We start from the raw sequence: 21719 nt of genomic DNA on the forward strand, positions 1-21719 counted from the left end.
ATGAGCGAAGTGATCCAGGACCCCGTCGATCCTCTGTCCAGCGGCTGGGACTACCTGTCCCCTCACCGGCTGGCCGTGAGCCCCCAACCGGCGGACATCGACGGCCTGAATCACACCAACAACGCGGTCTACGTGAAGTGGTGCGAGCAGGTGGCGTGGTCGCACTCGGTGGCACTGGGGCTGGACCTGGAGGACTACCGCCGGCTGGACCGCGCGATGGCGATCCGCCACGGCGGCTACGACTACCTGCTGCCGTCCTTCGAGGGCGAGGCACTGGTGCTGGGCACCTGGCTGACCTCCGGCGACGGCAAGCTCGCGATGGAACGCCGCTTCCAGCTGCGCCGCGCGAGCGACGGCCAGACGCTGATGCGCGGTCGCTGGGACCTGGTCTGCATCGACATCAGCGGCGGCCGTCCGAAACGGATGCCGCCGGAGTTCGTCGCGGCGTATCAGGCGGCGGTGGTGGCCGGTCCGTCATCGGACGGCGTCTGAGCCGCCGACGATCGGCAGCAGGAGGGCGCTGGCCTTCGCGCCGCCCCGGTGGATCTGCTGCGTGGCCGGCCGGTAGTCCTGCGGCGCGGCGTTGAAGATGTTGTCGACGTAGGTCTGCGGGTTGCGGTCGTACACCGGGAAGAGGCTGGACTGCACCTGCACCATGATCCGGTGGCCGGGCAGGAACACGTGGTTGACGTTCGGGAGGGCGAAGCGGTAGTGCTCCGCCTGGCCCGGCGTCAGCGGCGCCGGCGTCGCGAAGCCGTGGACATAACGCCCGCGGAAGATCTCGATGCCGATGGGCAGTTCATAACCGGCCATCGTCGGTTTGGCGCCCTGGTCCGCGCCTTCCGGCGCCTCGTCCGGATAGACGTCGATCAGCTTCACGACCCAGTCGCTGTCGGTGCCGGACGTCGCCGCGAAGAGGCTGACCTCCGGCGCGCCCATGATCTGGACGGACTGGCGCAGCGGGGCGGTGCGGTAGGACAGGACGTCGGGGCGATCCGAGACGAAGCGCTGGTCCTGCACGAGCCAGGTCCGCCATTGCGTGGTCGATGCATTGAGGTGCACCGGCCGTGCGACGAAGGGGATGGGGCGGGCAGGATCCGAGACGTAGTCGTCGTGACCCTGGCGCTCGGGCCGATCGAAGCTCGCGGTGAACTGCCCGTCGAGGAACAGCGGCGTCAGCTGGCCCACCGGCCAACGCTCCGAGACCTGCCACCGATGGATGCCCGTGGCGTAGCTCAGCACGGGCGGCGTCCGCGGGCCGTCGACGCCCTTGAGATGCCGGTCGAGGAAGGATTTCATCGTCTCCGTCCGGAACTGCAGCGCCGTGTCGCCGGCGAAGGTCAACGGGCCGAGGTCGTGGCCGTAGTGGTTGACGCCCGAGTGACGCCATGGGCCGATGACGAGCGACACCATGTCGTGGCGGACATCCTTCGGTGCGAGCGCGCGGTAGACCGCGGTGGCACCGTAGCTGTCCTCCTGGTCCCACTGTCCGACCACCAGCATGGTCGGCACGGTCAGCGGCCGCTGCGCCAGCCAGCGGTCCACGGCCTGTGACGACCAGAACGCCGTGTAGGCCGGATTCTCCATCAGCTTGCGGGCATAGGGGAATCGGTCGACGCCCCAGCGACGCGCGAAGTCGCCGGTGGATCCGGCCTCGAGGTAGGCCGTGAAGTCGTCGCCCGTGCCGCGCGCGATGGCGGCGCCGGCGGCCCCTTTCCCGGTGCTCTGCGAGACGACGTAGTCGAGGCTGCCGACGCGGAACGCGCCGTTGTGGAAGTAGTCGTCACCGATCCAGGCATCGACCTGGGGACTCATCGCGACGGCGGCCTTCAGCGCCGGATGCGGATCGATCTCGGCCATCAGCGTCGTGAAGCCGAGGTAGCTGCTCCCGATCACGCCCACCTTGCCGTTGCTCTCGGAGACATGGCGGACCAGCCAGTCGATGGTGTCGTAGGCATCGGTGGACTCGTCGACGCCCGAGTCGTTGAGCGGGCCGGCGATCGGCCGCGTCATCACGAAATCGCCCTCGGAGCGATGGGTCCCGCGGATGTCCTGCAGCACTCGGATGTAGCCGTCGTTGACGAACTCGATGTCGGCGACCGGCACGAGATCCGCCAGGCGCTGGCTCGGCAGCCGGTTCGTCGTGGACTTCGCGTCGTAGGGCGTCCTCGACAGCAGCAGCGGCGCGTTCGACGTGCCCTTGCGCATCAGGATCACCGTGAAGAGCCGCGTGCCGTCGCGCATCGGGATCATGACTTCGCGACGCACGTGGTCGGCGTCCGGTCGGACGCGCTCGTAGACATCGACGCCGTCGGGCATCACGGCGCGCGAGCCGATGGCCGCCGCGGTACTCGGCGGGGACAACGCCGTCAGGACGGCGCAGAGCGCGCAGAGCGTGCAGAGCGCGGGAAGGGCGGTCAGGGGGTGACGCTGGGGTCGTTGCATGTCGGGATTCCTGGTGACGAGTCGTGGCAGCAGCCTGGGCTTCAGCGTAGCGACGGGCCCGTCGTCCGGATATCGATAGGATGACGTCCCATGTCGATCAATCGCCAACTCAGTCCGGCCGTGCGCAAGGCCTTCGCCGTCGCGCACGTCGTCGGTCTGTCGGAGCGGTGGAAACCTGGCGGCCTCGGCTTCCACGCCCACGATCGGCATCAGCTCATCTACGCGTCGGACGGCGTGGTTCACGTCGAGACGCGGACCGCTTCCTGGGTCCTCCCGACGAGCCGGGCGCTGTGGATCGCCGCCGGCGTGCAGCACGCGCTGACGGTGAAGCGGACGGCCGAGATCAAGCTGATGTACGTCAGTCCCGAGGTCCATGCGCTGCCGCCGGGCGCGGAGTGCCTGCTCGTCGAGGTGTCCCCGCTGCTGCGGGAGGTCATCCTGAAATGCGCGACGCGGGACCACGGCGACGAGACGGATGCGGCCCAGGCGAGATTGGCGGGCGTGCTGCTGGATGAGGCCGTGCCTGCGACGGAGGCGCGCGTCGACGTGCCGCTCCCGAAGGACCGGCGCGCCCGCAAGGTGGCGGATCTGCTCGCGGCCGAGCCGGGGAACCGGGAGTCCGCCGACGTGCTGGCGGGGCGGGTGGGCGCGAGCGCACGGACGCTGATGCGGGTGTTCGTCGAGGAGACGGGGATGTCCTTCGGCGCGTGGCGTCTGCGCAGGCGGATGCTCGCGGCGATCGAGCTGCTGGCCGATGGCGAGACCGTCACCGAGGTGGCGCAGCAGGTCGGTTATGAGTCCACCTCGAGTTTCGTGGCGGCCTTCCACGCGATGTTCGGGACCACGCCGTCCAGATACTTCCGTTAGCGCGCGGCTCCTCTGCGATCCTGTCCGTCGATCGACAGAAGTTGTCATGGCGTCGACGTCGCAACGACGAAGCGCCGGATACCGTCGACGTTCCCCTTTTCATCCGCGCCCATCCGCGTCACGTCGACCTCCATGCTCATCGACATCGGTCCCCTTCGCCGCAACCCGGCCTTCCGCCTGCTGTTCCTCAGCCAGTTCTTTTCCGCGCTGGGCACCATGGTCAGCTACGTGGCCGTGCCCTGGCAGCTGTACCAGCTGACGGGCTCCAACATGCAGGTCGGGCTGCTGGGCCTGGCGCAGCTCGGACCGGTGGTGATCTGCGGGCTGCTGGGTGGCGCGGTCGCGGACCGGGTCGATCGCAAGCGCCTGCTGATCGGGTCCGAGGCCGTGATGGCCTTGTGCGTGTCCGGACTGCTGCTCAATGCGCATGCGGAAGCCCCGAGCGTCGTGGCGATCTACCTGCTGGTGGCCGTGCTGCAGGGGGCCAGCGGTTTCCATCGTCCCGCGCTGGAGGCGCTGACGCAGAAGGCGGCGCGGCCCGATGAATACGCGGCCGTGGCCGCGTTGTCGTCGTTGAGAGGCACCTTCGGCATGGTGGCGGGTCCCGCCCTCGCCGGCGTGCTGCTGGCGGCGGGCGGCGCCGTGTGGGCCTACGTGTTCGACTGCGCCTCGTTCGTGCTGTCGATGGCCCTGCTGGCACGGTTGCCGCGAGCGCTCGTGGACGATGCGAAGCGCGGGCTGGAGGCGCCGCACCTGCTGGCGGATCTGGCGGAAGGCGTGAGCTACGCCCGCAGCAAGCCGGAGCTGCTGGGGACCTACATCGTCGACAACGTCGCCATGGCGTTCGCGTTCCCGGTGGCGCTGTTTCCGGCGATGGCGCAGGCCTACGGCCAGACGGAGTCGGTCGGCTGGCTGCTGTCCTCGATGTCGATCGGCGCGTTGGTCGTTGCCACCTTCAGCGGATGGACCGGGCGGGTGACGCGGCACGGCCGCGCGGTCGTCGTGGCCGCGGTCGTCTGGGCGGCGGGGACGGTGGCGCTGGGATTCGCGCCCGGACTCTGGTGGGCCATGGTCTGCCTGGCGGTCGCGGGCGCCGCGGACATGGTGAGCGGGGTCTTCCGCGGCACGATCTGGAACGAGACGATCCCCAACCACCTGCGCGGCCGGCTGGCCGGCATCGAGATGATCAGCTACCTGGCCGGTCCGCTGATCGGGAATGCGCGCGCCGGCTTCAGCGCGGACGCGATCGGCGTGTTCAGTGCGATCTGGGTCGGCGGAGTGATCTGCGTGGCCGGCGTGGTGGCCACCGGCTTCCTGCTGCCGACGTTCTGGCGCTATCGCGGCGGTCCGGCCCGCGTGGGGGCTTGAGGCCGCGGGCCTCCGCCTTCCGGGCGCTTCAAGTCGACCCCAGGAACTCCTGCACCGCCCGCGCCAGCGCCTCGGGCTGGTCGTGATGCATCATGTGCGCCGCCTGCTGGAGCGTGACGCGCCGCAGGTCCTTGACGACGCTCAGCCGCGTCTCGAAGTCCTCGCGCGGATAGCGGTCGCCCCACCATTGCGAGAGCTGGGTCTCGCTGCCCTCGACCCACAGCGTCGGCGCTTCGATGCGCGACCAGCAGGCGAGGGCCTCGGCCTTCTTGTAGAGCACCGGATTGGTCCGCTTGTGCGCGGGGTCGCCGAGGATGTGCCAGCGCCCGTCGTCGCCCTGGCGCGACCAATGCGGCGCGAGCCACGCGGCCTTGTCGGCGGAGAGCCGCGGATTCGTCTTCATCAGCCGTTGGGCGACGCCCTCGACGCTGTCGTAGGTCTTGAGGCTCTGCGGCGCCTTGAGCTCGTCGAGCCAGCTCGCGAGCCGCGTCGGCGCCATGTCGGGCGTCGTGTCCGGCAGACCGAAGCCTTCGAGGTTCACGAGCTTGCGCAGCCGCTGCGGGCGCACGCCCGCATAGGTCATCGCGATGTTGCCGCCCATGCTGTGACCGAGCAGGTCCACGGGCGCATCCGGACTGACGGCGTCGAGCAGCGCGTCCAGATCGCCGAGGTAGTCCGGGAACCAGTACGCGTCGCCGCCGTTGGAATCGGTGAGCCCGAAGCCGCGCCAGTCGATGGCGACGACGCTGCGGTCCTCGCGGAACGCGTCGACCATGAACTGGAACGAGGCGCCGACGTCCATCCACCCGTGGACCATCACGAGCAGCGGCCGCTGCCCGTCGGACTCCGGACCCCAGCGCAACACGTGGTGGCGCAGGCCGCGCAGCGTCAGGAATCCGCTGCGATGCGGGCGGCGGACGGTGTACTCGGACGAGGGCGAGGAACTCGGTGCGGTGCTCATGGAGCGCGACTGTAGTGCCGCGCGCTCATCGGCGCTTTCGCCATGGAGACAACCGCGATCCCCCGGCGCCGTCTCGCAACTACGGCGCGCGCAACGCCTCGAGATGGAAGCCGAGCGGCGAGACGCGGCCGATGCCTGCGAGCGTCGTGCCTGCGACCAGGTGACCCCGCACCGGCAGTTCATCGACGCAGACACGGTGCCAGCGGCCTTGGTAGCTCAGCTCGACCCGTTGCAGGCAGGTCGAACGTCGGGTCTCGTCACGGTCGATGTTCAGCACCTCGAGCACGATGGTCGCCGGCGTACGCGCCAGCAGGCGGCTCGTCGCGGCCACCCACCCGCAGCCGATGACATACAGGGCGCCGGCCAGCAACAGCGCGACGACCGGCTTGAGCAGGGTCCGGACCCAGGGCGTCGGTGTCCTGATCTCCAATGACGCGTCCATGGACGGACGGATCGCCACCAGCAGACCCAGCACGAACAGCGAGGGAAGGAGCACTGCCGGATGGGCACGGTAGGCGCCGAGGAAGTGCTCGTCGAAGACCAGCCACAGGGGCAGGCCGGCCAGGAGGAGGGACAGGACCACGAGCGACACGATCAGATGGCGTCGCGATCGCTGCGGGAAGGGGCGGGGATCCTGATGACGGGGCGGCGCAATGGACATGCCGACAGTAGATCATGGCGGGAGGTCCGGCACCGGCGCCACAATGTCCGCATGACCGACACGATCGATGCCTACACCCTCCGACCCGCGCGCCCCGACGACCTGACCGCCATCGTCGGCCTGATCGGCGAGCTCGCCGACTTCGAGCACCTCACGCACCTGATGGACGTGACGCCGGAAAAGCTGCGCCCGCATCTCTTTGGCGAGCGCCCCGTCTGCGAGGCCATGGTCGCCGAGCACGACAGCGGCACCGTCGTCGCCTTCGCGCTGACCTTCACCAACTTCTCGACTTTCCTCGGCAAGCCGGGGATGTACCTCGAGGACCTGTACGTGCAGCCCGCGCATCGCGGCGCGGGACTGGGCAAGCGCATGCTGACGCGCCTGGCGCAGATCGCCATCGAGCGCGACTACGGCCGCTTCGAATGGTGCGTGCTCGACTGGAACGAGAACGCCATCCGCTTCTACGAAAAGATGGGCGCGACGATCATGCCGGACTGGCGGCTGTGCCGTCTGGCCGGCGATGCGCTGGCGCGGTTCAAGGGCTGACCATTTCAGTGGTTGAGAGATTCCATCGGAGCAGTCCTGTGAAGCAGTCAATCGGCCTCTGCGGACTTGCGGCGGTATTGTTTGCGCCGTTCGCAGCGACGGCGTCGCCGGACGCTCTTTGCCGGCCTGACGAAACCGTCACGTACCACTGCCTGATCGGAAAGAAGTCGGCTTCCCTGTGCGCCGCTCCAGCAAGTGGTGAGGTGCAGGCGTTGACCTATCGATTTGGCACCGCCGAGAAGGTCGAGCTTGAATACTCCGCGGCGCCCAACAACGGCAAGACCTTCTCCGCGTTTTCGCAACAGATCGATCCACGCGCCCGGATCAATCAAGTCTGGTTCGACCGCGGAAACGTGCGTTATCTGATGACTGAATGCTCAGGTGGCAATTGCACGAGTGATGGCCGGCTCTCGGTCGTGCGAGGCGAGAAGGTGGTGATGAACGCGGAATGCCGCAATCCCCTCTCCGACCCGCCTTCCTTCTCGCGAGATCTTGTGCAATTCGGGCCTCGCCGCGAGGACGCACGATCCTTCAGCCCACTGCTGAAGTGGGAAGAGGCGGCGAACCCGGTGGAGACGCTCTACGAATCCGAAAGCAACAAGCGCGGGGACTGAGGCTGCCGGCAAGAGCACCGGCTGACCCAGCCCCGGCCGATCACTTCAGCCAGTCGTTCAGCAACTCCGGCGGACGCGCGATCAGCGCGCGCTCGCCTTGCACGACGATCGCCCGCTGCAGCAGCTTCGGACGGTCCGCGACCGCCTGCAGCAGCTGCGTGTCGGTGAGCGACGTGTCCGCCAGATCCAGCTCGCGATAGTCGTCCTCGTTGTCGCGCACCATCGCGCGCACCGGCGTGCCGAGCTGCTGGTGCAGCGTCTGCAGCTCGGGCAGCGTCAGCGGCGTCTCGAGGTATTCGACGACCTCGGGCGTGAGGCCACGGGACTCCAGCAGCGCGAGCGCCTCGCGCGACTTGGAGCAGCGGGGGTTGTGCAGGATCTTGAGCGTCATACGGACCAGTGTAGGAGGCACGATCCGGATATCGATATGCGGATCGCCCACCGCCCTCCCATGCACCTCTCGCGGGCATCGCCGTTCACGCCAGGCACCGACATGGCGCTACGGGCTTTCCATGAAGACCGCCCAGGACCCGCTCGCTAGCATCCACGCTCTTGTGCCAGACCAGGATGGAGACACGATGACCGGCAAGACCGCCAAGGACGCCGGCCCGGCCGACGGCATCACCGTGCCCTCCGCGGCGACGCGTGCCGCGCCGGACGCCTATGCGCTGGTCCACGGCGCCTTCCGTTGGCAGGTGCCCGAGCGGCTCGCCATCGCCGAACTCTGCTGCGGACGCTGGGCCCGCGAGACGCCCGATGCGCCCGCCATCTTCTTCGACAGCGACAGCGGCTGCCGCGCGCAGTACTCGTTCGGCCAGCTGCAGCGCGCGGCCAACCGGCTGTCCAACGCGCTCAGGCGCCTCGGCGTCGAGGCCGGCGACCGCGTCGCGATCGTGCTGCCGCAGCGTTTCGAGACCGCCGTCGCGCACATCGCGATCAACCAGCTCGGCGCGGTCGCGATGCCGCTGTCGATGCTCTTCGGCCCCGATGCGCTCGAGTACCGGCTCAAGGACAGCGAGGCCAAGGCCGCCATCGTCGAAGGCGGCGCGCTCGACGCGTTGCGCTCGGTGCGCGCGTCGTGCCCGGCGCTGCGCCACGTGCTGGTCGTCGGCGAGTCCGACGCCCGCGAGGGCGAGGCCGGCTGGATGGCCGCGCTGCAGCCGGAGGACGCGCGCTTCGCCGCGCGTGACAACGCGGCCGAGGATCCCGCGATCCTGATCTACACCAGCGGCACGACCGGCGCGCCCAAGGGCGCGTTGCTGCCGCAGCGTGCGCTGCTCGGCAACCTGACCGGCTTCATCGCGAGCCAGAACTGGTTCGGCTTCGATCCGCACGATCCCTCGGTGCGCAGCGAGGCCGTGTTCTGGAGCCCGGCCGACTGGGCCTGGACCGGCGGCCTGATGGATGCGCTGCTGCCGTCGCTCTGCTTCGGCCGGCCCATCCTCGGCTACCAGGGCCGCTTCTCGCCGGAGAAGGCGTTCGAGCTGATGCAGCACTACCGCGTCAGCCATACCTTCCTGTTCCCGACGGCGCTGAAGGCGATGATGAAGGCCGTGCCGCATCCGGCCGAGCACTACACGCTGCATCTGCAGGCCGTGATGAGCGCGGGCGAGGCCGTCGGCGATGCCGTCTTCGAGTGGGGCCAGCGCGAACTCGGCGTGACGATCAACGAGATGTTCGGCCAGACCGAGATCAACTACGTCGTCGGCAACTGCGCGCGTCTGTGGCCGGCCAAACCCGGCAGCATGGGGCGCGCCTATCCGGGCCATCGCGTCGCGGTGATCGACGAGGAGGGTCAGGTCTGTCCCCCGGGGCAGATCGGCGAAGTGGCTGTGCATAGTCGCGACGCGAACGGCACGCCGGATCCGATCTTCTTCCTCGGCTACTGGGGCAACGAGGCGGCCACGGCCGCGAAGTTCACCGGCGATCCGGCAGACAGCTGGTGCCGCACCGGCGACCTCGCCCGCACCGACGAGGACGGCTATCTCTGGTATCAGGGGCGCGCCGACGACCAGTTCAAGGTCGCGGGCTATCGCATCGGCCCGGGCGAGATCGAGAACTGCCTGGTACGTCACGACGCCGTCGCCAACGCGGCCGTCGTGCCCAAGCCGGATGCCGAGCGTGGCGCGCTGGTGAAGGCCTTCGTCGTGCTGGCGCCGGGGCGGCAGCCGTCGGCCGCGCTGACGGCGGAGCTGCAGGCCTTCGTCAGGCAGCGGCTGGCGCCTTACGAGTATCCGAAGGAGATCGAGTTCCTCGACGCGCTGCCGATGACGACCACGGGCAAGGTGCAGCGCCGGGTGCTGCGGCAGCTGGAAGCGGACCGGGCGACGGGACGCGCCGTCTGATCCGTTGACTGCACCGGCCGCTGGCCCTCACCCCCACCCTCTCCCGCAAGCGGGAGAGGGAGTAAGAATGCACCGAGCCATTCGGGGCAGGAGCACTGGGGTGGCTCACTCTCCCGCTTGCGGGAGAGGGCGGGGTGAGGGCCGGCAGCCTCACGCACGAACCACCGTCAGGCCTTGCGGCTGCTCAACTCGCGCGCGTGTTGCGCAGCTTGACGTAGAGCTTGGTGTTGGCGCCCGGTTGCGGCTGCAGCAGCGCAGCGTCGGGCCATTGCTCCTGGCCGGTCAGCACGGTGCAGGCGCGGGACGGCTTGTCCTTGGGCGTCTCCGGCTCGCGCTGCTTCGCCTCGGACGGCAGCGGCAGCCGCAGGTGCTGGCCGCCCTCCATCCAGTCGAGGGTCCATTGCGGCTGGTCGCTGCACACGATGACGCCGTCGATCTGCGGGAACATCCAGCGCACGTACCAGGGCAGCAGCTCGGTGCGCAGCCGCTGGCCGACCGACACGATGCGGCGCACTGTCGCCATGTCCAGCATCTCGGGCGGCGTCGCGAGGTCGATGCTCAGCCGCACGCCCAGGTCGCCCTTGGGCACGTTGGTGCCGAAGTCCATGTCCTTGACCCGCTGCTCGGAGAAGGTCGGCAGGTCGAAGCGCCCCTGGTCGTCGACGGGGATGGGAATGTAGTCGTCGTCGCTCATCAGCGCGAGCTTGGTGCCGGCCGGCGGCGGCTTGGTGTTGTCCTTCGCGTCGGTCAGCACGAAGCGGCTCACGAACAGGCCTTCGCCCTCGGTACGCAGCTTGGACAGCAGCTCGTTGAGCCGCTTGTAGGGGAAGGAGGCCCCGCGCTTCATGTCGCTCTGCACGGCGGGCAGGGCGATCGCGCTGGAGGCCGCGACCGACGAAGCGGCGGGACTCTCCGGTGCCGCTGGAACCGCCGGTACCGCCGGAACGGCTTCCGCGGCGGTCGCCGCGGCGACCGGATCGCAGGCGGCGAGGAGACTCATCACGGCGACCGCGATCGCGACGACCGGAACGCGGCGCGCCGCGCGGGTGAACTGCTGGGGCTTCACTTGAACTCTCTCCCTGTGTCGCAAGACGGGTGTCGCGGAGGCGATCTGCGCTGAACGGTGCGCGGCCGGCATGGGTTGACGAGACACCTGTCCCGCATCGGGGCTTCAACGATCACTCGCGCGTTCTCGCCCGTGATCGGGCTCAGCGCCGGCATTTGCCGCGCGCCTCGGCGAGCGCCCAGAACGGCAGGCTGAGCAGGCCCGCGCCGGCGCCGGCGAACTCGCCTTTCAGACAGTCGCCGGTGGCGCCCTTCATCATCTCGTTGCCGAGCTTCGTCGACGCGTCGATCCGGTCGGGCGCGAGGCTCGCGTTGTCGGCCCGCTCGGCCAGCAGCGGCTGGCCCTGCGTCCCCTGACGGACCGCGCGCTGCGTCGCGGCGCCGTACATCAGGTCCCGGCCGCTCGGACCGGACGCGCTCGAGGAGGCCGGCGCGGGCGCGGCGATCACGACGGTGGAACGTGGCTCTTCCTCGTGGCGATCGACGTCGGGCCGGGGCGACTGGACACGGGCCGACGGACGCGTCGACGGAGCGCCGTCGGGAGGCGGCACCTTGGGGTCAGGATTTGCTCGACGCTCGGGCGATCGGGCCGCCGTCATCGTCTTCGTCGTGAGCGTCTTTGTCGGGGCTGGCTTTGACGGCGGCGGCAACTGGATCGTCACCATCCGCACGGTCGAGCTGCGTTGCTCGCGGTGCGCCTCGGCCCGGTGCCAGGCGTGCTGCAGCCAAGCGATCAGCGCGACGTGCAGGAGCAGCACCGCGCCGAGCGCGAGCGCGCGTGGACCGACGCGTCGCTTGGATGCACCCGGGCCAGGCGAAGCAACCCCGCTACGCGAAGCCGCTGGATCAAGCGCCGCCATCGGGGCCTCCGTCCTCGGGTTCTTCGCCTGGCTCCCAGGCGAGCAGATCGCCGGGCTGGCACTGCAGCACCGCGCAGATCCTCGACAGCGTGTCGAAGCGCACCCCGCGCACCTTGCCGGACTTCAGCAGCGAGAGGTTGGCCTCGGTGATGCCGATGGCCTCGGCGAGCTCCTTCGAGCGCATCTTGCGTTGCGCGAGCATCACGTCGAGTCGGACGACGATGGGCATGGACGGGGGTTCCTGCGCCGGTCCGTTCAGACGAACTCGGCGTTCTCCTGCGCCATGCGCTGGGCCTCGCGCATCACCATCGCCATCGCGGTCAGCACCAGGCCGAGCAGCAGCACGACGTAGTGCTGGCTGCCGAGGTGGACGGAGAGCATCCGTTGTCCCGGCGGGTTGCCGAGCGTCAGCGCCAGGATGGTGACCGTGTCGGTCAACGGCATCACGAGCGCCATCGCCGTCACCGATTGACCGAGGCGCCGCAGATGACGCGTCGCGCCGTCGGTGAAGACCTCGCCCCGCAGATAGGCACCGAAGAGGCGCCACAGGCACAGCAGCGCGAACAGCGTCAGCAGCGCCTGCGGCAGGTTGACCGCCAAGCCCCAGGCACGTGAGACGGCATCGAACTGCATCGTGCAGTCCAGGCACCAGTCCTTGCGCGCGGTGCGCTCCACCAGGCCGCGATTGGTCCAGAACATCGCGTGGAAACCGACCACCACCGCCATCGCGATCAGCGCCATCGTGCGCACGCAGTGGGCGATCCAGCGGATGCGCCGCAGGCTGGCGGGGAGGGTCGTGTCGCTCATGGTCTTACCGTCGGGTGGCAAGAAATTACTGTAAAACAATAATTTATCTGGCGCAATGACTCACCGCGTAAAGGCATGCGCAAGTCCTCGCGCGCCGATCGCCCGGCCATCGCGCCGACCTCCGGCGATGGCGGGCCGCCTCATGCAGACTGGCCGGTTGCGGCGCGCGCTTCTCGGCAGGCGGGTCATCGGCGATGACCCGTGTCCCCGGTCTTCGATCGCGCCGCGCATGTCATGGAGAACAAGATGGAACGCGTCACCCTTGGACAGTCCGATCTCTCGGTCAGCCGCATCGGCCTGGGCACGATGACCTTCGGCGAGCAGGTCGACGAGGCCGGCAGCCAGGCGCTGCTCGATCGTGCGGTCGCCGCCGGCATCACCCTGCTCGACATCGCCGAGATGTACCCCGTGCCCGCGCGCGCCGACACCTTCGGCCGGACCGAGGAGATCATCGGCCGCTGGCTGAAGGCGAGGCCCGGGATGCGCGAGCGGGTCGTCGTCGCGACCAAGGTCGCGGGCCCGTCGCGCGGCTACGACTGGATCCGCGACGGCAGCCTGGACCTCACCGGGGCGCAGATCGTGCAGGCCTGCGAGGACAGCCTGAAGCGGCTGCAGCTCGACACCATCGATCTGTTCCAGATCCATTGGCCGGCGCGGCATGTGCCGATGTTCGGCGGCGTCTACTTCGAGCCGGTGAAGGACAAGCCGGTCGCGTCCATCCATGAGCAGCTGGAAGCGCTCGCGCAGCTGCAGCGCGCCGGGAAGATCCGCCACGTCGGCCTGTCCAACGAGACGGCTTATGGCGTCGGCGAATTCGTCCACCTGGCCGCGCAGCACGGGCTGCCGCGCATCGCCAGCGTGCAGAACCCCTACAGCCTGGTGAACCGGATCGTCGAGAACGGCCTCGACGAGGCGCTGTACCGGCATCAGGTCGGGTTGCTGGCGTATTCGCCGTTGGGCTTCGGTTCGCTGACGGGGAAGTACGACCAGCATGGGTTGACCGACCCCGCCAAGCCGGGCCGGCTGGCGATCTTCGAGAGCATGAAGAAGCAGCGCTGGGCGCGGCCCGAGACGCTGGCCGCGGCGCGATGCTACAACGCGTTGGCGGCGGAGCTGGGGATGACGCCGTCGACGTTGGCGATCGCGTGGGTGAGCTCGCGCTGGCAGACGGCGAGCACGCTGATCGGCGTCACGACGGCGGTGCAGCTGGATGAGAACATCGCGGCGCTCGGCCGGACCCTCGATGCCGACACGCTGGCCCGCATCGACCGCATCCGTTGGGAGATCCGCGACCCGGCGCAGTGAACGCGGGTCGGCCGATCAATCGATCAGCAGCTCGAACGTGCCCCCGGCCAGCTTCTGGCCGTTAACCATCACCTCGATCGCGTGCGTGCCCGCGTAGTGCGTGCGCGTCGTGAAGTTTCGCAACGCGCGACGGATGCGGATGGGCGTCGACGCGCCAGGTTCGAGCTCCACCGTCTTCAGCTTGAAGACCTTCGGCGACGCGCGGCCGTTCTTCTTCACGTAGTGCACGGCGTAGTCGACGACCAATCTCTGCGTCGTCTCGGCGGTGGAGCGCAACTCGAAAGCGATCTCGACCTCGCCGCCGAGCGCCACGCGGGACGGCTCGATCGCGAGCCGTTCCACGACAGCCATCGCGCCCTCGCTCGCGCCGATCAGCTTCAGCGCCCGCGCGTCGCCCTGCTTGATCCGCGATCGGAGCGCATGCTTGACGATCCACGCGCTGCGTTCGTCCGTCAGGTCCCAATCGGCCACGTGCGCGAAGACCCAGTCCGCATGGTCCTTGGTGATGTCGTTCAGGTTGTTGGCGACGGAGCGCCGCACGTAGAGGCTGTCGTCGGCGCGCAGCGCCTGGAGGATCTCCGCCAGCGGCGCCGGGTCGGCGACCAGCGCGTCGAGCCGGAACGACCACGGCAGCCGCGGCCGGCTGCCCTCGCTGGCGAGGCGGCGGACGTGTTCGTCACGATCGGTGGTCCAGCGCGTCATCGTCTTCAACGTGCCGGCCAGGTCCTGACGCAGGAAGGGCCGGATCGCGAATTCGGCGGTGCCGTGTCCGGTCATCCGCTTGAGCGCCTTCAGCGACGCGGCGGGATCGTGCAGGCCGTAGCTTCCGACGAAGTCGCACAGCCCCATGTTCATGAACGCGCCGCCGGTCTTCGGCGCTGCCGCGACGACGGCATCGAGCTTCGCCGCGAAACTGCCGGGCAGCGCGGCGTCGAGTGCCTCCGCCACGCGATGGACGCGCTGCGTGATCGACAGCGGCTCGAGTCCCTCGGTCGCCACGGCGAGGAAGCGCTTGCGCTGGAAGCCTGGGGCCGATTCGGCGAACACGGTCGCCAGCGATCGCAGCGCCGTTTCGCCGATCAGGTCCTTGAGGTTGTAGCTGGAGGTCGAGGCGGCGTCCGTCATGAGGGTCCGGTGAACACGAAGTGCGCCGGAGCGTAGCGCGGGCGCTGCCATCGGTTGTCAGCAGGCCTTGCGCAGGGACGGCCGCCCGCTCGGCACGTGCGGCACCTGCGGCAGGTGCGGCGCGCAGCAAGCTCGTACAAGCACCTGGCGCGGCCAGCGCGGAGAATCGCGCCATGAGCAAGAAATCCGCCCATGTCAGCGAGACGCTGGCGACGCAGATGCTGCGCCAGCACAAGATCGCGTTCGGGGAACATGTCTACGACTACGTCGATCACGGCGGCACCGGCGAGTCCTCCAAGCAGCTCGGCGTGCCCGAGCACGAGGTCGTGAAGACGCTGGTGATGCAGGACGAGAAGGCGCAGCCGCTGATCGTGCTGATGCACGGCGACTGCACCGTCAGCCTGAAGGAACTCGCCCGCCAGATCCCTTGCAAGAAGGTCGAGCCCTGCAAGCCCGACGTCGCGCAGCGCCACAGCGGCTACCTCGTCGGGGGCACGTCGCCCTTCGGGACGCGCAAGGCGATGCCGGTGTTCGTCGAGTCCACGGTGCTGGCGCTGCCCCGGGTCCTGATCAACGGCGGGCGCCGCGGTTACCTCGTCAGCATCGAACCCCGGGTTTTGACGGAGCTGCTCGAGGCCCGTCCGGTCGAGTGCGCGCTGAAGTCCGGGGCAGAATAGCGCCCCATGCAAAGTGTCCTGTTCCCCTTGTTGGCCGTGTTGGCCGTGTTGGCCGGGTATCTGATCGGCTCCCTGTCCTTCGCGGTGATCGTCAGCCGGCTGATGGGCCTGTCCGATCCGCGCAGCTACGGCAGCGGCAACCCGGGCGCCACCAACGTGCTGCGCTCCGGCAACAAGGCCGCGGCGATCCTGACGCTGGTCTTCGACGCGCTCAAGGGCTACATCCCCGTCGTGCTGGTGCTGAAGTTCGGCCCGCCGTACGGCCTGGAGGAGGGCACAGCCGCGCTAGTCGGCCTGGCGGCCTTCATCGGCCACCTGTGGCCGGTCTTCTTCAAGTTCATCGGCGGCAAGGGCGTCGCCACCGCGGCCGGCGTGCTGCTCGCGATCAACCCGTGGCTCGGCCTGTCCGTGCTGGGCGTGTGGATCGTGATGGCGGCGGTGTTCCGCTATTCGTCGCTGGCGTCCTTGTCGGCCGCCGTAGCCGCTCCGCTGCTGCAGATGCTGATCTGGGACGTCGGTCCGGAGCTGCCGGCCATCGCGCTGATGAGCTTGCTGCTGATCTGGCGTCACGCGCCCAACATCAAGAAGTTGATGGCAGGGACCGAGAGCAAGCTCGGCCAGAAGTCGGCCCCGGTCCCCGGCGTGCCCGTCGCCAAGTCCCATCGACACGAAGAGTCGCGCGCACACCGGCATGAGCACAAGCGAGGTCACAAGGGCAATGCCCCGCGCGACCCCAAGCTGAATTCCAAGCCTTCCAACAAGCCCAACCAGCACAGCAAATGAGCAACATCGAACGCTTCGACGTCGGCGCGCGTCTCTCCGAGATGGCCATCCACAACGGCGTGGTCTACCTGGCCGGCCAGGTTCCGGAAGACGCCACCGCCGACGTCAAGGGCCAGACCGAACAGGTGCTGGCGATGATCGACAAGCTGCTGGCCCGCGCCGGCAGCGACAAGACGAAGATCCTGCGCGCGCAGCTCTACATCGCCGACGTCCAGGACCTGGCCGGCATGAACGCCGCCTGGGACGCCTGGGTGCCGGCCGGCCACACGCCGCCGCGCGCGACGGTCGAGGCCAAGCTGGCCAAGCCGGAGTGGAAGATCGAGATCGTGATCACCGCGGCGGTCTGAGCCTCGGCGAGGCCACGGGCCTCTTCAAGAAAAAACGCCGGCTTCGTGCCGGCGTTTTTCATGGGGCCTCGAACGGGCGTCTCATCGCCTCGCGCGATTCACTCTTCACTCGTCGGCGTCAGCCTCTTCGAGTTCCAGGCCCAGGCAGGCCGGATCGCCGCAGCCTCGCCGCACGAGCACCGGCGGCTCCGCCGTCAGGTCGACCACCGTGGTCGGCTTCATCGGACAGGCGCCGGCGTCGATGATCAGCTGGATCAGCTTGTCGTAGCGGGCGGTGATCTCTTCGGGGTCGTTGATCGGCTCGTGCTCGCCGGGCGGGATCAGCGTGGTCGCCAGCAGCGGGCCGCCGATCAGCGCCAGCAGGTCCTGCGTGACGCGGTGGTCCGGCACGCGCAGGCCGATGGTGCGGCGCGACGGGTGCGACAGGCGCCGCGGCACTTCCTTGGTCGCCTCCAGGATGAAGGTGAACGGCCCCGGCGTGGCCGTCTTGATCATCCGGTACTGCTTGTTGTCGACGCGCGCGTAGCTGCCGAGCTCGCTGAGGTCGCGGCACAACAGCGTCATGTGGTGCTTGTCGTCGACGCCGCGGATGCGGCGCAGCGCCTCGGCGGCGGCCTTGTCGTCGAGCTGGCAGACCAGCGCGTAGCTGGAGTCCGTCGGGATCGCGCCGATGCCGCCCTGGCTCAGGATCTGCGCCGCCTGGCGCAAGAAGCGGGGCTGCGGGTTGTCGGGATGGACTTCGAAGATCTGGGCCATGGTCCTCACCTGGGGCAATCGGCGTGCGGGCCGATCATGGAGCCGGTCTGCGCCGGCGGATGATGCCGTTGATGCGGGGTCGGGATGCCGGTCGATCCGAAACGATCCGCCGTCATCCGCAGCGTCCGGGGCCGCGATCCGCGAGGATCAGTCCGGCCAGTGGATGCGGTGTTCGAGCGCGCCCCACACCGGTTTCAACCGGCCGGAGAGGTGCTGGTCGAGTTTGCCGACGTCGACGCGGCTTTCCTCCGGACTGTGGAAGTCGGAGCCCCGCGACGCGAGCAGGTCGAATTCGAGCGCCGTGTCGGTGTACTGGATCATGTCCGCCGCGGTGTGGCTGCCGGTGACGACTTCGATGCCGCGTCCGCCGTGGGCGATGAACTCGGTGATCAGCGCGTATTCCTCGGTCGGCGTGAAGCCGTAGCGGCCCGGGTGCGCGATCACGGCCAGACCGCCTGCGTCGACGATCCAGCCGATCGCGTCGCGCAGCGCCGCCCAGCGGTGCGGCACGAAGCCGGGCTTGCCTTCGGTGAGGTAGCGGCGGAAGACCTCCGGCACGTCCGAGCACTGGCCGGTTTCCACCAGGAAGCGCGCGAAATGGGTACGGGAGATCAGCTCCGGATTGCCGGCGAACTTGAGCGCGCCTTCATAGGCGCCATGGATGCCGGCCTTGGCCAGATCGTCCGACATCTCCTTCGCCCGTGCGCCGCGGCCACCGCGCGTGGCGCGCAGGCCGGCGGCCATGCGCGGGTCTTCATGGTCGAAGCCCAGTCCCACGATGTGCACGACCTTGCCGGCGAAGGTCACCGAGATCTCGACCCCGGTCAGGTAGGGCAGCCCGGCCGCCTTCGCCGCCGCCATCGCGCGCGACTGGCCGCCGACCTCGTCGTGGTCCGTCAGCGCCCAGAGTTCGACGCCGTTGGCCTTGGCGCGCGCGGCCAGGGCCTCGGGCGCCAGCGTGCCGTCGGAGACGGTCGAGTGGCAATGGAGATCCGCGTTCGTCTGCGCGTGCAGCGCCGGCCGCCCGATGCCGCCGGGCACGGCGGCGGGAGCCGGCGGCGCGTCGTTGGCGGCGGAAGAGGCCGGCGGAGCCGGTGGCGTCGTCGAAACGGGGGAAGGGGTGTTCACCCCGTCGATTCTAGGAGCGGCGCCATGTCCGTGACGCCCGTGCTGGATCGGCGGCGGTCGACGAAGTAGCGGCTCGGCCCGGTGCCGCACTTGGCGACGTGCTTGGGTTCGGCCAGCGCGGCGGACAGCGCGCGGACGCTGTCGAAGGCGCCGGGCTGCACCTGGATCACGCCGGCGCTCAGCGTCGGCAGCGGATTGAAGGATTCCTGGTTCTGCCGGTTCAGCGTCACGTAGCCGCCCAGCGCCTGGTGCTCGGCGGAGAAGAAGGGGCGGATCTGGCGGTCGAACTCGCGGCAGACGCGGGTGACGCGGGCGGTCCAGTCGGGCGAGCCCAGCACCATCACGAAGTCGTCGCCGCCGATGTGGCCGACGAAGTCCACCGAGGGGTCGGCGGCGTCCTGCAGGATCTGCGCGCAGAGCTTGATGATGTCGTCCCCGGCGGCGTAGCCGTAGACGTCGTTGAACGGCTTGAAGTGGTCGATGTCCCACGCGACGACGACGAACTCGCGCGCCTCGTGCAGCAGCGCGTCCAGATGCTGGTCGGTCGGGACGTTGCCCGGCATCAGCGTCAGCGGGTTGGCATAGCGAGCGCTGTGGACCTGCAGGTCGGACACGGCCTTGAGCAGGTCGGTGCTGCGGCCGGTGCCGAAGTACTCGCCGTTGCGGGTGACGATGAAGCCATCGACCATCAGCCGGTCGTCCAGGCTGGAGATCGCGTCGCTCATCTCGCGCAGCGAGGTGCTGGCGTCGAAGATCAGCGGCTGCGGATCCATCAGCGCAGTGCAGGAGCGCTTCTCATGGATGTCCATGAAGTAGCGCTCCGCGCTGCGCTTGAGCACCTGCAGCGACCGCAGGATGCCGATCGGGCGGTTCGAGTCGTCCAGCACCGGCATCGAGAACAACTGCTCGTCGCGCTGGAACATGTCCGCGACCGTCTGGCAGTTGAGCTTGGGCGTGACCGTGTGGCTGCGGCGGGCCAGCTGCGCGGCCGTCGTGATCGCGTCGGGCGGCAGCCGCATCCAGTCGGCGTTGCGGCGGCGGTGTTCGGGCGCGAGCAGCGCGTCCACCTCGGCTCGCAGCGCGGCACGCGGCGCGGCGCTCGGACGCGCGAGCAGGTAGCCCTGGCAGACCGGCACGCCCAGGCGGCGCAGCACGGTGAGGTCGCTCAGCTGTTCGAGGCCTTCGGCGACGACGGTGCAGCCGGAGCTGGCCGCCATCTCCAGGATCGAGCGCACGAACTGCTGCTTGAGCGGTTCCTGCGCGATGCCGTCGATGAAGTGCCGGTCGATCTTGACGAAGTCCGGCCGGATGTCCATCCAGCGCTTCAGGCTGGCGAAGCCCTCGCCGAGGTCATCCAGCGCGACGACGAAGCCCAGTTCGCGCAGGCTGCGCATGGCGTCCTGCAGCCGCTCGGGTTCGAGGATGGGACGCGTCTCGGTGAGTTCGATCACCACGCGCGACGCGGGCAGGTCGAGCTGCGCGAACTCGCGCGCGATCAGCGTGCCGCGGTCGCTGGTGGCCTGCAGCGTGTCGGCGGTCAGGTTGAGGAACAGCTGGCCGGGGAGGTTGAGTTCCTTGAAGCGGCGCAGCGCGCGGCGCACGACGATCCGTTCCAGTTCCACGAGCCGGCCCAGCCGCGCGGCGGTTTCGAACAGCACCAGCGGCGAGTGCAGCGGAGTGTCTGCGGGCCCCCGCGTCAGCGCTTCGTAGCCGAGGATGTTCGCGCGTTCGACCTCGACCAGCGGTTGGAAGTGGATGTCCAAAGCGCCGTCGCGAATGATGGCGGACAGGGCGATGCTGAGCGGGTCGGGCGGAAGCAGATGGGTGGTCGGCATGGGGAGACACCACGACGGACGGTGCGCCGTGTGGTGTCCCCATTCTGGGTGGCCTCTATGTCATCGATTTGACAAACTGTTACAGCAGGGGTCAGGTGTGAAGGACCTCACGGCTTCTGCTTGCTGAAGTCCCGCTCGGGGAACAGCCGCGTCGTCAGCGCGCCCAGGCTCTCGTGGACGACGTCGACGTTGGTCTCGTCGATGACGATCTTGGCGATCTGCGGGCTCAGCGCCTTGCGCAGCAGGCCCAGGAAGCGCGGCGCGGCGACGACGCGCAGCTGCGTCACCTCGCCGTTGTTGTAGCCGTCGTCCAGCGTCTTGGCCACACGCGCGGCGAAGCTGATGGCTTCCTGGTGCGATTCGTCGACACCCGCCGACGAGGTCACGTTGTTGCCGCGACGGCCTTCGGCATCGCGGCGCAGGTCGGCGTTGTTCGCATGGGCGGCGGCGTCGCTCAGCGTCGTGACGTCCTCCAGGTCGCCGCCTTCCTCCGGCAGCTTCAGCAGACGCGCCACGCCCTCGTCGGCCACCAGCACCCACAGCTTCCCATCGTCCTTGTATGCAGCCATCTTGGTTCCTTCAACAGAGTTCTCGTTGAGGGAAGGGAGGCAATCGCCGTACCTCGGTCCGCCCGACGCTGGGCGGTCCACAGCGTCGATGAGCGAGCCAGGAGCAGGGAACATGGCTTGCCCGCCGGTACATTGCACCGGCTCCTTCGACATGAGACCGCCATGGCCACCGACCACCCCACTGCCGCCGTCAGCCTCCACATCGTCTGCCCGTCCTGCGGCGCCAAGAACCGTGTGCCACGCGAGCGGCTCAGCGAGTCGCCCGATTGCGGGCGCTGCAGCACGCCGCTGATGCAGGCGCAGGCCGTGGATCTCACGCCGGAAGTGTTCGACAAGTTCATCGCCGGCACCGAGTTGCCGGTCGTCGTCGATTGCTGGGCAGAGTGGTGCGGTCCCTGCCGGATGATGACGCCGCAGTTCGAGAAGGCCGCTGCGATGCTGCCCGAGGTGCGCTTCGTCAAGCTCGACACCGAGGCTGCGCCGCAGCAGAGCGCGCGCTACGGCATCCGCAGCATTCCCACGATGCTGCTGTTCCTCGATGGGCAGGAAATTGCGCGCGAGTCCGGCGCGATGCCGGCTCAGGCGATCGTGGAGTGGGTTCGACAGCAGTTGCTCGGCTGATCGATCGTTCCGTTGATCGGACCGGTCGATCAGC

The 21719-nt window shown here is 68.9% G+C and carries 24 protein-coding genes; 11 read left to right on the top strand and 13 right to left on the bottom strand.

Going from position 1 to position 21719, the window contains the following annotated elements; genetic code table 11:
- Positions 1 to 492: an acyl-CoA thioesterase gene (locus tag ACQ859_RS09325; protein WP_431265538.1), complete on the top strand. Its 492-nt coding sequence runs from the start codon at positions 1 to 3 to the stop codon at positions 490 to 492.
- Here the strand turns inward: ACQ859_RS09325 and ACQ859_RS09330 are convergent.
- Positions 475 to 2445, bottom strand: coding sequence for a CocE/NonD family hydrolase (locus ACQ859_RS09330; RefSeq protein WP_431265539.1), 1971 nt, complete (start codon positions 2443 to 2445; stop codon positions 475 to 477). The two genes, ACQ859_RS09325 and ACQ859_RS09330, sit on opposite strands and share 18 nt — an antisense overlap.
- Positions 2446 to 2535: 90 nt before the next feature.
- Here ACQ859_RS09330 and ACQ859_RS09335 point away from each other — a divergent pair, with 90 nt between their 5' ends.
- Positions 2536 to 3312: an AraC family transcriptional regulator gene (locus ACQ859_RS09335; protein ID WP_431265540.1), complete on the top strand. Its 777-nt coding sequence runs from the start codon at positions 2536 to 2538 to the stop codon at positions 3310 to 3312.
- 132 nt (positions 3313 to 3444) lie between these two features.
- Complete coding sequence (locus tag ACQ859_RS09340) at positions 3445 to 4680, top strand: MFS transporter (protein ID WP_431265541.1); 1236 nt, start codon at positions 3445 to 3447, stop codon at positions 4678 to 4680.
- A gap of 28 nt (positions 4681 to 4708) precedes the next feature.
- Here ACQ859_RS09340 and ACQ859_RS09345 read toward each other — a convergent pair whose 3' ends face one another.
- Positions 4709 to 5641, bottom strand: coding sequence for an alpha/beta fold hydrolase (locus ACQ859_RS09345; RefSeq protein WP_431265542.1), 933 nt, complete (start codon positions 5639 to 5641; stop codon positions 4709 to 4711).
- A gap of 79 nt (positions 5642 to 5720) precedes the next feature.
- Positions 5721 to 6233, bottom strand: coding sequence for a hypothetical protein (locus tag ACQ859_RS09350; RefSeq protein WP_431265543.1), 513 nt, complete (start codon positions 6231 to 6233; stop codon positions 5721 to 5723).
- A 120-nt stretch (positions 6234 to 6353) separates the two neighbouring features.
- On the opposite strand from ACQ859_RS09350, the gene ACQ859_RS09355 reads away from it, so the two are divergent.
- Both ACQ859_RS09355 and ACQ859_RS09360 read left to right on the top strand, forming a co-directional pair.
- Positions 6354 to 6848 (top strand): GNAT family N-acetyltransferase, encoded by a 495-nt coding sequence (locus tag ACQ859_RS09355; protein WP_431265544.1) that lies wholly within the window; start codon positions 6354 to 6356, stop codon positions 6846 to 6848.
- A 38-nt stretch (positions 6849 to 6886) separates the two neighbouring features.
- Positions 6887 to 7462, top strand: a complete 576-nt coding sequence (locus ACQ859_RS09360; RefSeq protein WP_431265545.1) for a hypothetical protein — start codon at positions 6887 to 6889, stop codon at positions 7460 to 7462.
- A 40-nt stretch (positions 7463 to 7502) separates the two neighbouring features.
- On the opposite strand, the gene arsC is transcribed toward ACQ859_RS09360, so the two are convergent.
- Complete coding sequence (gene arsC, locus ACQ859_RS09365; RefSeq protein ID WP_431265546.1) at positions 7503 to 7853, bottom strand: arsenate reductase (glutaredoxin); 351 nt, start codon at positions 7851 to 7853, stop codon at positions 7503 to 7505.
- 187 nt (positions 7854 to 8040) lie between these two features.
- Between arsC and ACQ859_RS09370 the strand changes: the two genes are divergently transcribed.
- Complete coding sequence (locus ACQ859_RS09370; protein ID WP_431265547.1) at positions 8041 to 9807, top strand: acyl-CoA synthetase; 1767 nt, start codon at positions 8041 to 8043, stop codon at positions 9805 to 9807.
- Between the two features lie 184 nt (positions 9808 to 9991).
- Here ACQ859_RS09370 and ACQ859_RS09375 read toward each other — a convergent pair whose 3' ends face one another.
- From ACQ859_RS09375 to ACQ859_RS09390, 4 genes are all read right to left on the bottom strand, one after another.
- On the bottom strand, positions 9992 to 10873 hold the full coding sequence (locus ACQ859_RS09375; RefSeq protein WP_431265548.1) for a hypothetical protein: 882 nt from the start codon (positions 10871 to 10873) through the stop codon (positions 9992 to 9994).
- A gap of 142 nt (positions 10874 to 11015) precedes the next feature.
- Positions 11016 to 11630 carry a hypothetical protein gene (locus ACQ859_RS09380; protein ID WP_431265549.1) on the bottom strand — a complete coding sequence of 205 codons (615 nt, stop codon included), beginning with the start codon at positions 11628 to 11630 and terminating at the stop codon, positions 11016 to 11018.
- Positions 11631 to 11718: 88 nt separating this feature from the next.
- Positions 11719 to 11961 carry a helix-turn-helix domain-containing protein gene (locus ACQ859_RS09385; RefSeq protein WP_431265550.1) on the bottom strand — a complete coding sequence of 81 codons (243 nt, stop codon included), beginning with the start codon at positions 11959 to 11961 and terminating at the stop codon, positions 11719 to 11721.
- A gap of 26 nt (positions 11962 to 11987) precedes the next feature.
- Positions 11988 to 12539: a DUF2975 domain-containing protein gene (locus tag ACQ859_RS09390; RefSeq protein ID WP_431265551.1), complete on the bottom strand. Its 552-nt coding sequence runs from the start codon at positions 12537 to 12539 to the stop codon at positions 11988 to 11990.
- A 246-nt stretch (positions 12540 to 12785) separates the two neighbouring features.
- On the opposite strand from ACQ859_RS09390, the gene ACQ859_RS09395 reads away from it, so the two are divergent.
- A complete protein-coding gene (locus ACQ859_RS09395; protein WP_431265552.1) occupies positions 12786 to 13844 on the top strand; it encodes an aldo/keto reductase in 1059 nt (352 codons plus the stop codon).
- 15 nt (positions 13845 to 13859) lie between these two features.
- On the opposite strand, the gene ACQ859_RS09400 is transcribed toward ACQ859_RS09395, so the two are convergent.
- Complete coding sequence (locus ACQ859_RS09400; protein WP_431265553.1) at positions 13860 to 14969, bottom strand: DNA alkylation repair protein; 1110 nt, start codon at positions 14967 to 14969, stop codon at positions 13860 to 13862.
- A gap of 173 nt (positions 14970 to 15142) precedes the next feature.
- Between ACQ859_RS09400 and ACQ859_RS09405 the strand changes: the two genes are divergently transcribed.
- From ACQ859_RS09405 to ACQ859_RS09415, 3 genes are read left to right on the top strand one after another with little or no spacing between them, the layout of a single operon-like run.
- Positions 15143 to 15646, top strand: a complete 504-nt coding sequence (locus ACQ859_RS09405) for an aminoacyl-tRNA deacylase (RefSeq protein WP_431265554.1) — start codon at positions 15143 to 15145, stop codon at positions 15644 to 15646.
- Positions 15647 to 15652: 6 nt separating this feature from the next.
- Complete coding sequence (plsY, locus tag ACQ859_RS09410) at positions 15653 to 16429, top strand: glycerol-3-phosphate 1-O-acyltransferase PlsY (RefSeq protein WP_431265555.1); 777 nt, start codon at positions 15653 to 15655, stop codon at positions 16427 to 16429.
- Positions 16426 to 16776 (top strand): RidA family protein, encoded by a 351-nt coding sequence (locus ACQ859_RS09415; RefSeq protein WP_431265556.1) that lies wholly within the window; start codon positions 16426 to 16428, stop codon positions 16774 to 16776. Before plsY ends, ACQ859_RS09415 begins: the two co-directional genes overlap by 4 nt.
- 105 nt (positions 16777 to 16881) lie before the next feature.
- Here ACQ859_RS09415 and ACQ859_RS09420 read toward each other — a convergent pair whose 3' ends face one another.
- The 4 genes from ACQ859_RS09420 to ACQ859_RS09435 all read right to left on the bottom strand — a co-directional run bounded on the left by ACQ859_RS09420 (position 16882) and on the right by ACQ859_RS09435 (position 21064).
- Positions 16882 to 17532, bottom strand: a complete 651-nt coding sequence (locus ACQ859_RS09420; RefSeq protein WP_431265557.1) for an L-threonylcarbamoyladenylate synthase — start codon at positions 17530 to 17532, stop codon at positions 16882 to 16884.
- Positions 17533 to 17679: 147 nt separating this feature from the next.
- A complete protein-coding gene (locus tag ACQ859_RS09425) occupies positions 17680 to 18546 on the bottom strand; it encodes a 3',5'-nucleoside bisphosphate phosphatase (protein WP_431266503.1) in 867 nt (288 codons plus the stop codon).
- A 110-nt stretch (positions 18547 to 18656) separates the two neighbouring features.
- Entirely contained in the window at positions 18657 to 20495 is a 1839-nt protein-coding gene (locus ACQ859_RS09430) for a bifunctional diguanylate cyclase/phosphodiesterase (protein WP_431265558.1), read from the bottom strand.
- 107 nt (positions 20496 to 20602) lie between these two features.
- Complete coding sequence (locus ACQ859_RS09435; protein ID WP_431258784.1) at positions 20603 to 21064, bottom strand: host attachment protein; 462 nt, start codon at positions 21062 to 21064, stop codon at positions 20603 to 20605.
- A 162-nt stretch (positions 21065 to 21226) separates the two neighbouring features.
- Here ACQ859_RS09435 and trxC point away from each other — a divergent pair, with 162 nt between their 5' ends.
- Positions 21227 to 21685, top strand: coding sequence for a thioredoxin TrxC (gene trxC / locus ACQ859_RS09440; protein ID WP_431265559.1), 459 nt, complete (start codon positions 21227 to 21229; stop codon positions 21683 to 21685).
- Positions 21686 to 21719 lie beyond the last annotated feature (34 nt).

This window comes from Roseateles chitinivorans, assembly GCF_050632235.1.
GTDB classification, from domain to species: domain Bacteria; phylum Pseudomonadota; class Gammaproteobacteria; order Burkholderiales; family Burkholderiaceae_C; genus Roseateles; species Roseateles chitinivorans_A.

What these genes read in the sequence shown, in the direction of transcription:
- ACQ859_RS09325 (WP_431265538.1), top strand. Translation starts at nt 1, where the DNA reads ATGAGCGAAGTGATCCAGGACCCCGTCGATCCTCTGTCCAGCGGCTGG.
- ACQ859_RS09330 (WP_431265539.1), bottom strand. Translation starts at nt 2,445, where the DNA reads ATGCAACGACCCCAGCGTCACCCCCTGACCGCCCTTCCCGCGCTCTGC.
- ACQ859_RS09335 (WP_431265540.1), top strand. Translation starts at nt 2,536, where the DNA reads ATGTCGATCAATCGCCAACTCAGTCCGGCCGTGCGCAAGGCCTTCGCC.
- ACQ859_RS09340 (WP_431265541.1), top strand. Translation starts at nt 3,445, where the DNA reads ATGCTCATCGACATCGGTCCCCTTCGCCGCAACCCGGCCTTCCGCCTG.
- ACQ859_RS09345 (WP_431265542.1), bottom strand. Translation starts at nt 5,641, where the DNA reads ATGAGCACCGCACCGAGTTCCTCGCCCTCGTCCGAGTACACCGTCCGC.
- ACQ859_RS09355 (WP_431265544.1), top strand. Translation starts at nt 6,354, where the DNA reads ATGACCGACACGATCGATGCCTACACCCTCCGACCCGCGCGCCCCGAC.
- arsC (WP_431265546.1), bottom strand. Translation starts at nt 7,853, where the DNA reads ATGACGCTCAAGATCCTGCACAACCCCCGCTGCTCCAAGTCGCGCGAG.
- ACQ859_RS09370 (WP_431265547.1), top strand. Translation starts at nt 8,041, where the DNA reads ATGACCGGCAAGACCGCCAAGGACGCCGGCCCGGCCGACGGCATCACC.
- ACQ859_RS09385 (WP_431265550.1), bottom strand. Translation starts at nt 11,961, where the DNA reads ATGCCCATCGTCGTCCGACTCGACGTGATGCTCGCGCAACGCAAGATG.
- ACQ859_RS09390 (WP_431265551.1), bottom strand. Translation starts at nt 12,539, where the DNA reads ATGAGCGACACGACCCTCCCCGCCAGCCTGCGGCGCATCCGCTGGATC.
- ACQ859_RS09395 (WP_431265552.1), top strand. Translation starts at nt 12,786, where the DNA reads ATGGAACGCGTCACCCTTGGACAGTCCGATCTCTCGGTCAGCCGCATC.
- ACQ859_RS09400 (WP_431265553.1), bottom strand. Translation starts at nt 14,969, where the DNA reads ATGACGGACGCCGCCTCGACCTCCAGCTACAACCTCAAGGACCTGATC.
- ACQ859_RS09405 (WP_431265554.1), top strand. Translation starts at nt 15,143, where the DNA reads ATGAGCAAGAAATCCGCCCATGTCAGCGAGACGCTGGCGACGCAGATG.
- plsY (WP_431265555.1), top strand. Translation starts at nt 15,653, where the DNA reads ATGCAAAGTGTCCTGTTCCCCTTGTTGGCCGTGTTGGCCGTGTTGGCC.
- ACQ859_RS09415 (WP_431265556.1), top strand. Translation starts at nt 16,426, where the DNA reads ATGAGCAACATCGAACGCTTCGACGTCGGCGCGCGTCTCTCCGAGATG.
- ACQ859_RS09420 (WP_431265557.1), bottom strand. Translation starts at nt 17,532, where the DNA reads ATGGCCCAGATCTTCGAAGTCCATCCCGACAACCCGCAGCCCCGCTTC.
- ACQ859_RS09430 (WP_431265558.1), bottom strand. Translation starts at nt 20,495, where the DNA reads ATGCCGACCACCCATCTGCTTCCGCCCGACCCGCTCAGCATCGCCCTG.
- ACQ859_RS09435 (WP_431258784.1), bottom strand. Translation starts at nt 21,064, where the DNA reads ATGGCTGCATACAAGGACGATGGGAAGCTGTGGGTGCTGGTGGCCGAC.
- trxC (WP_431265559.1), top strand. Translation starts at nt 21,227, where the DNA reads ATGGCCACCGACCACCCCACTGCCGCCGTCAGCCTCCACATCGTCTGC.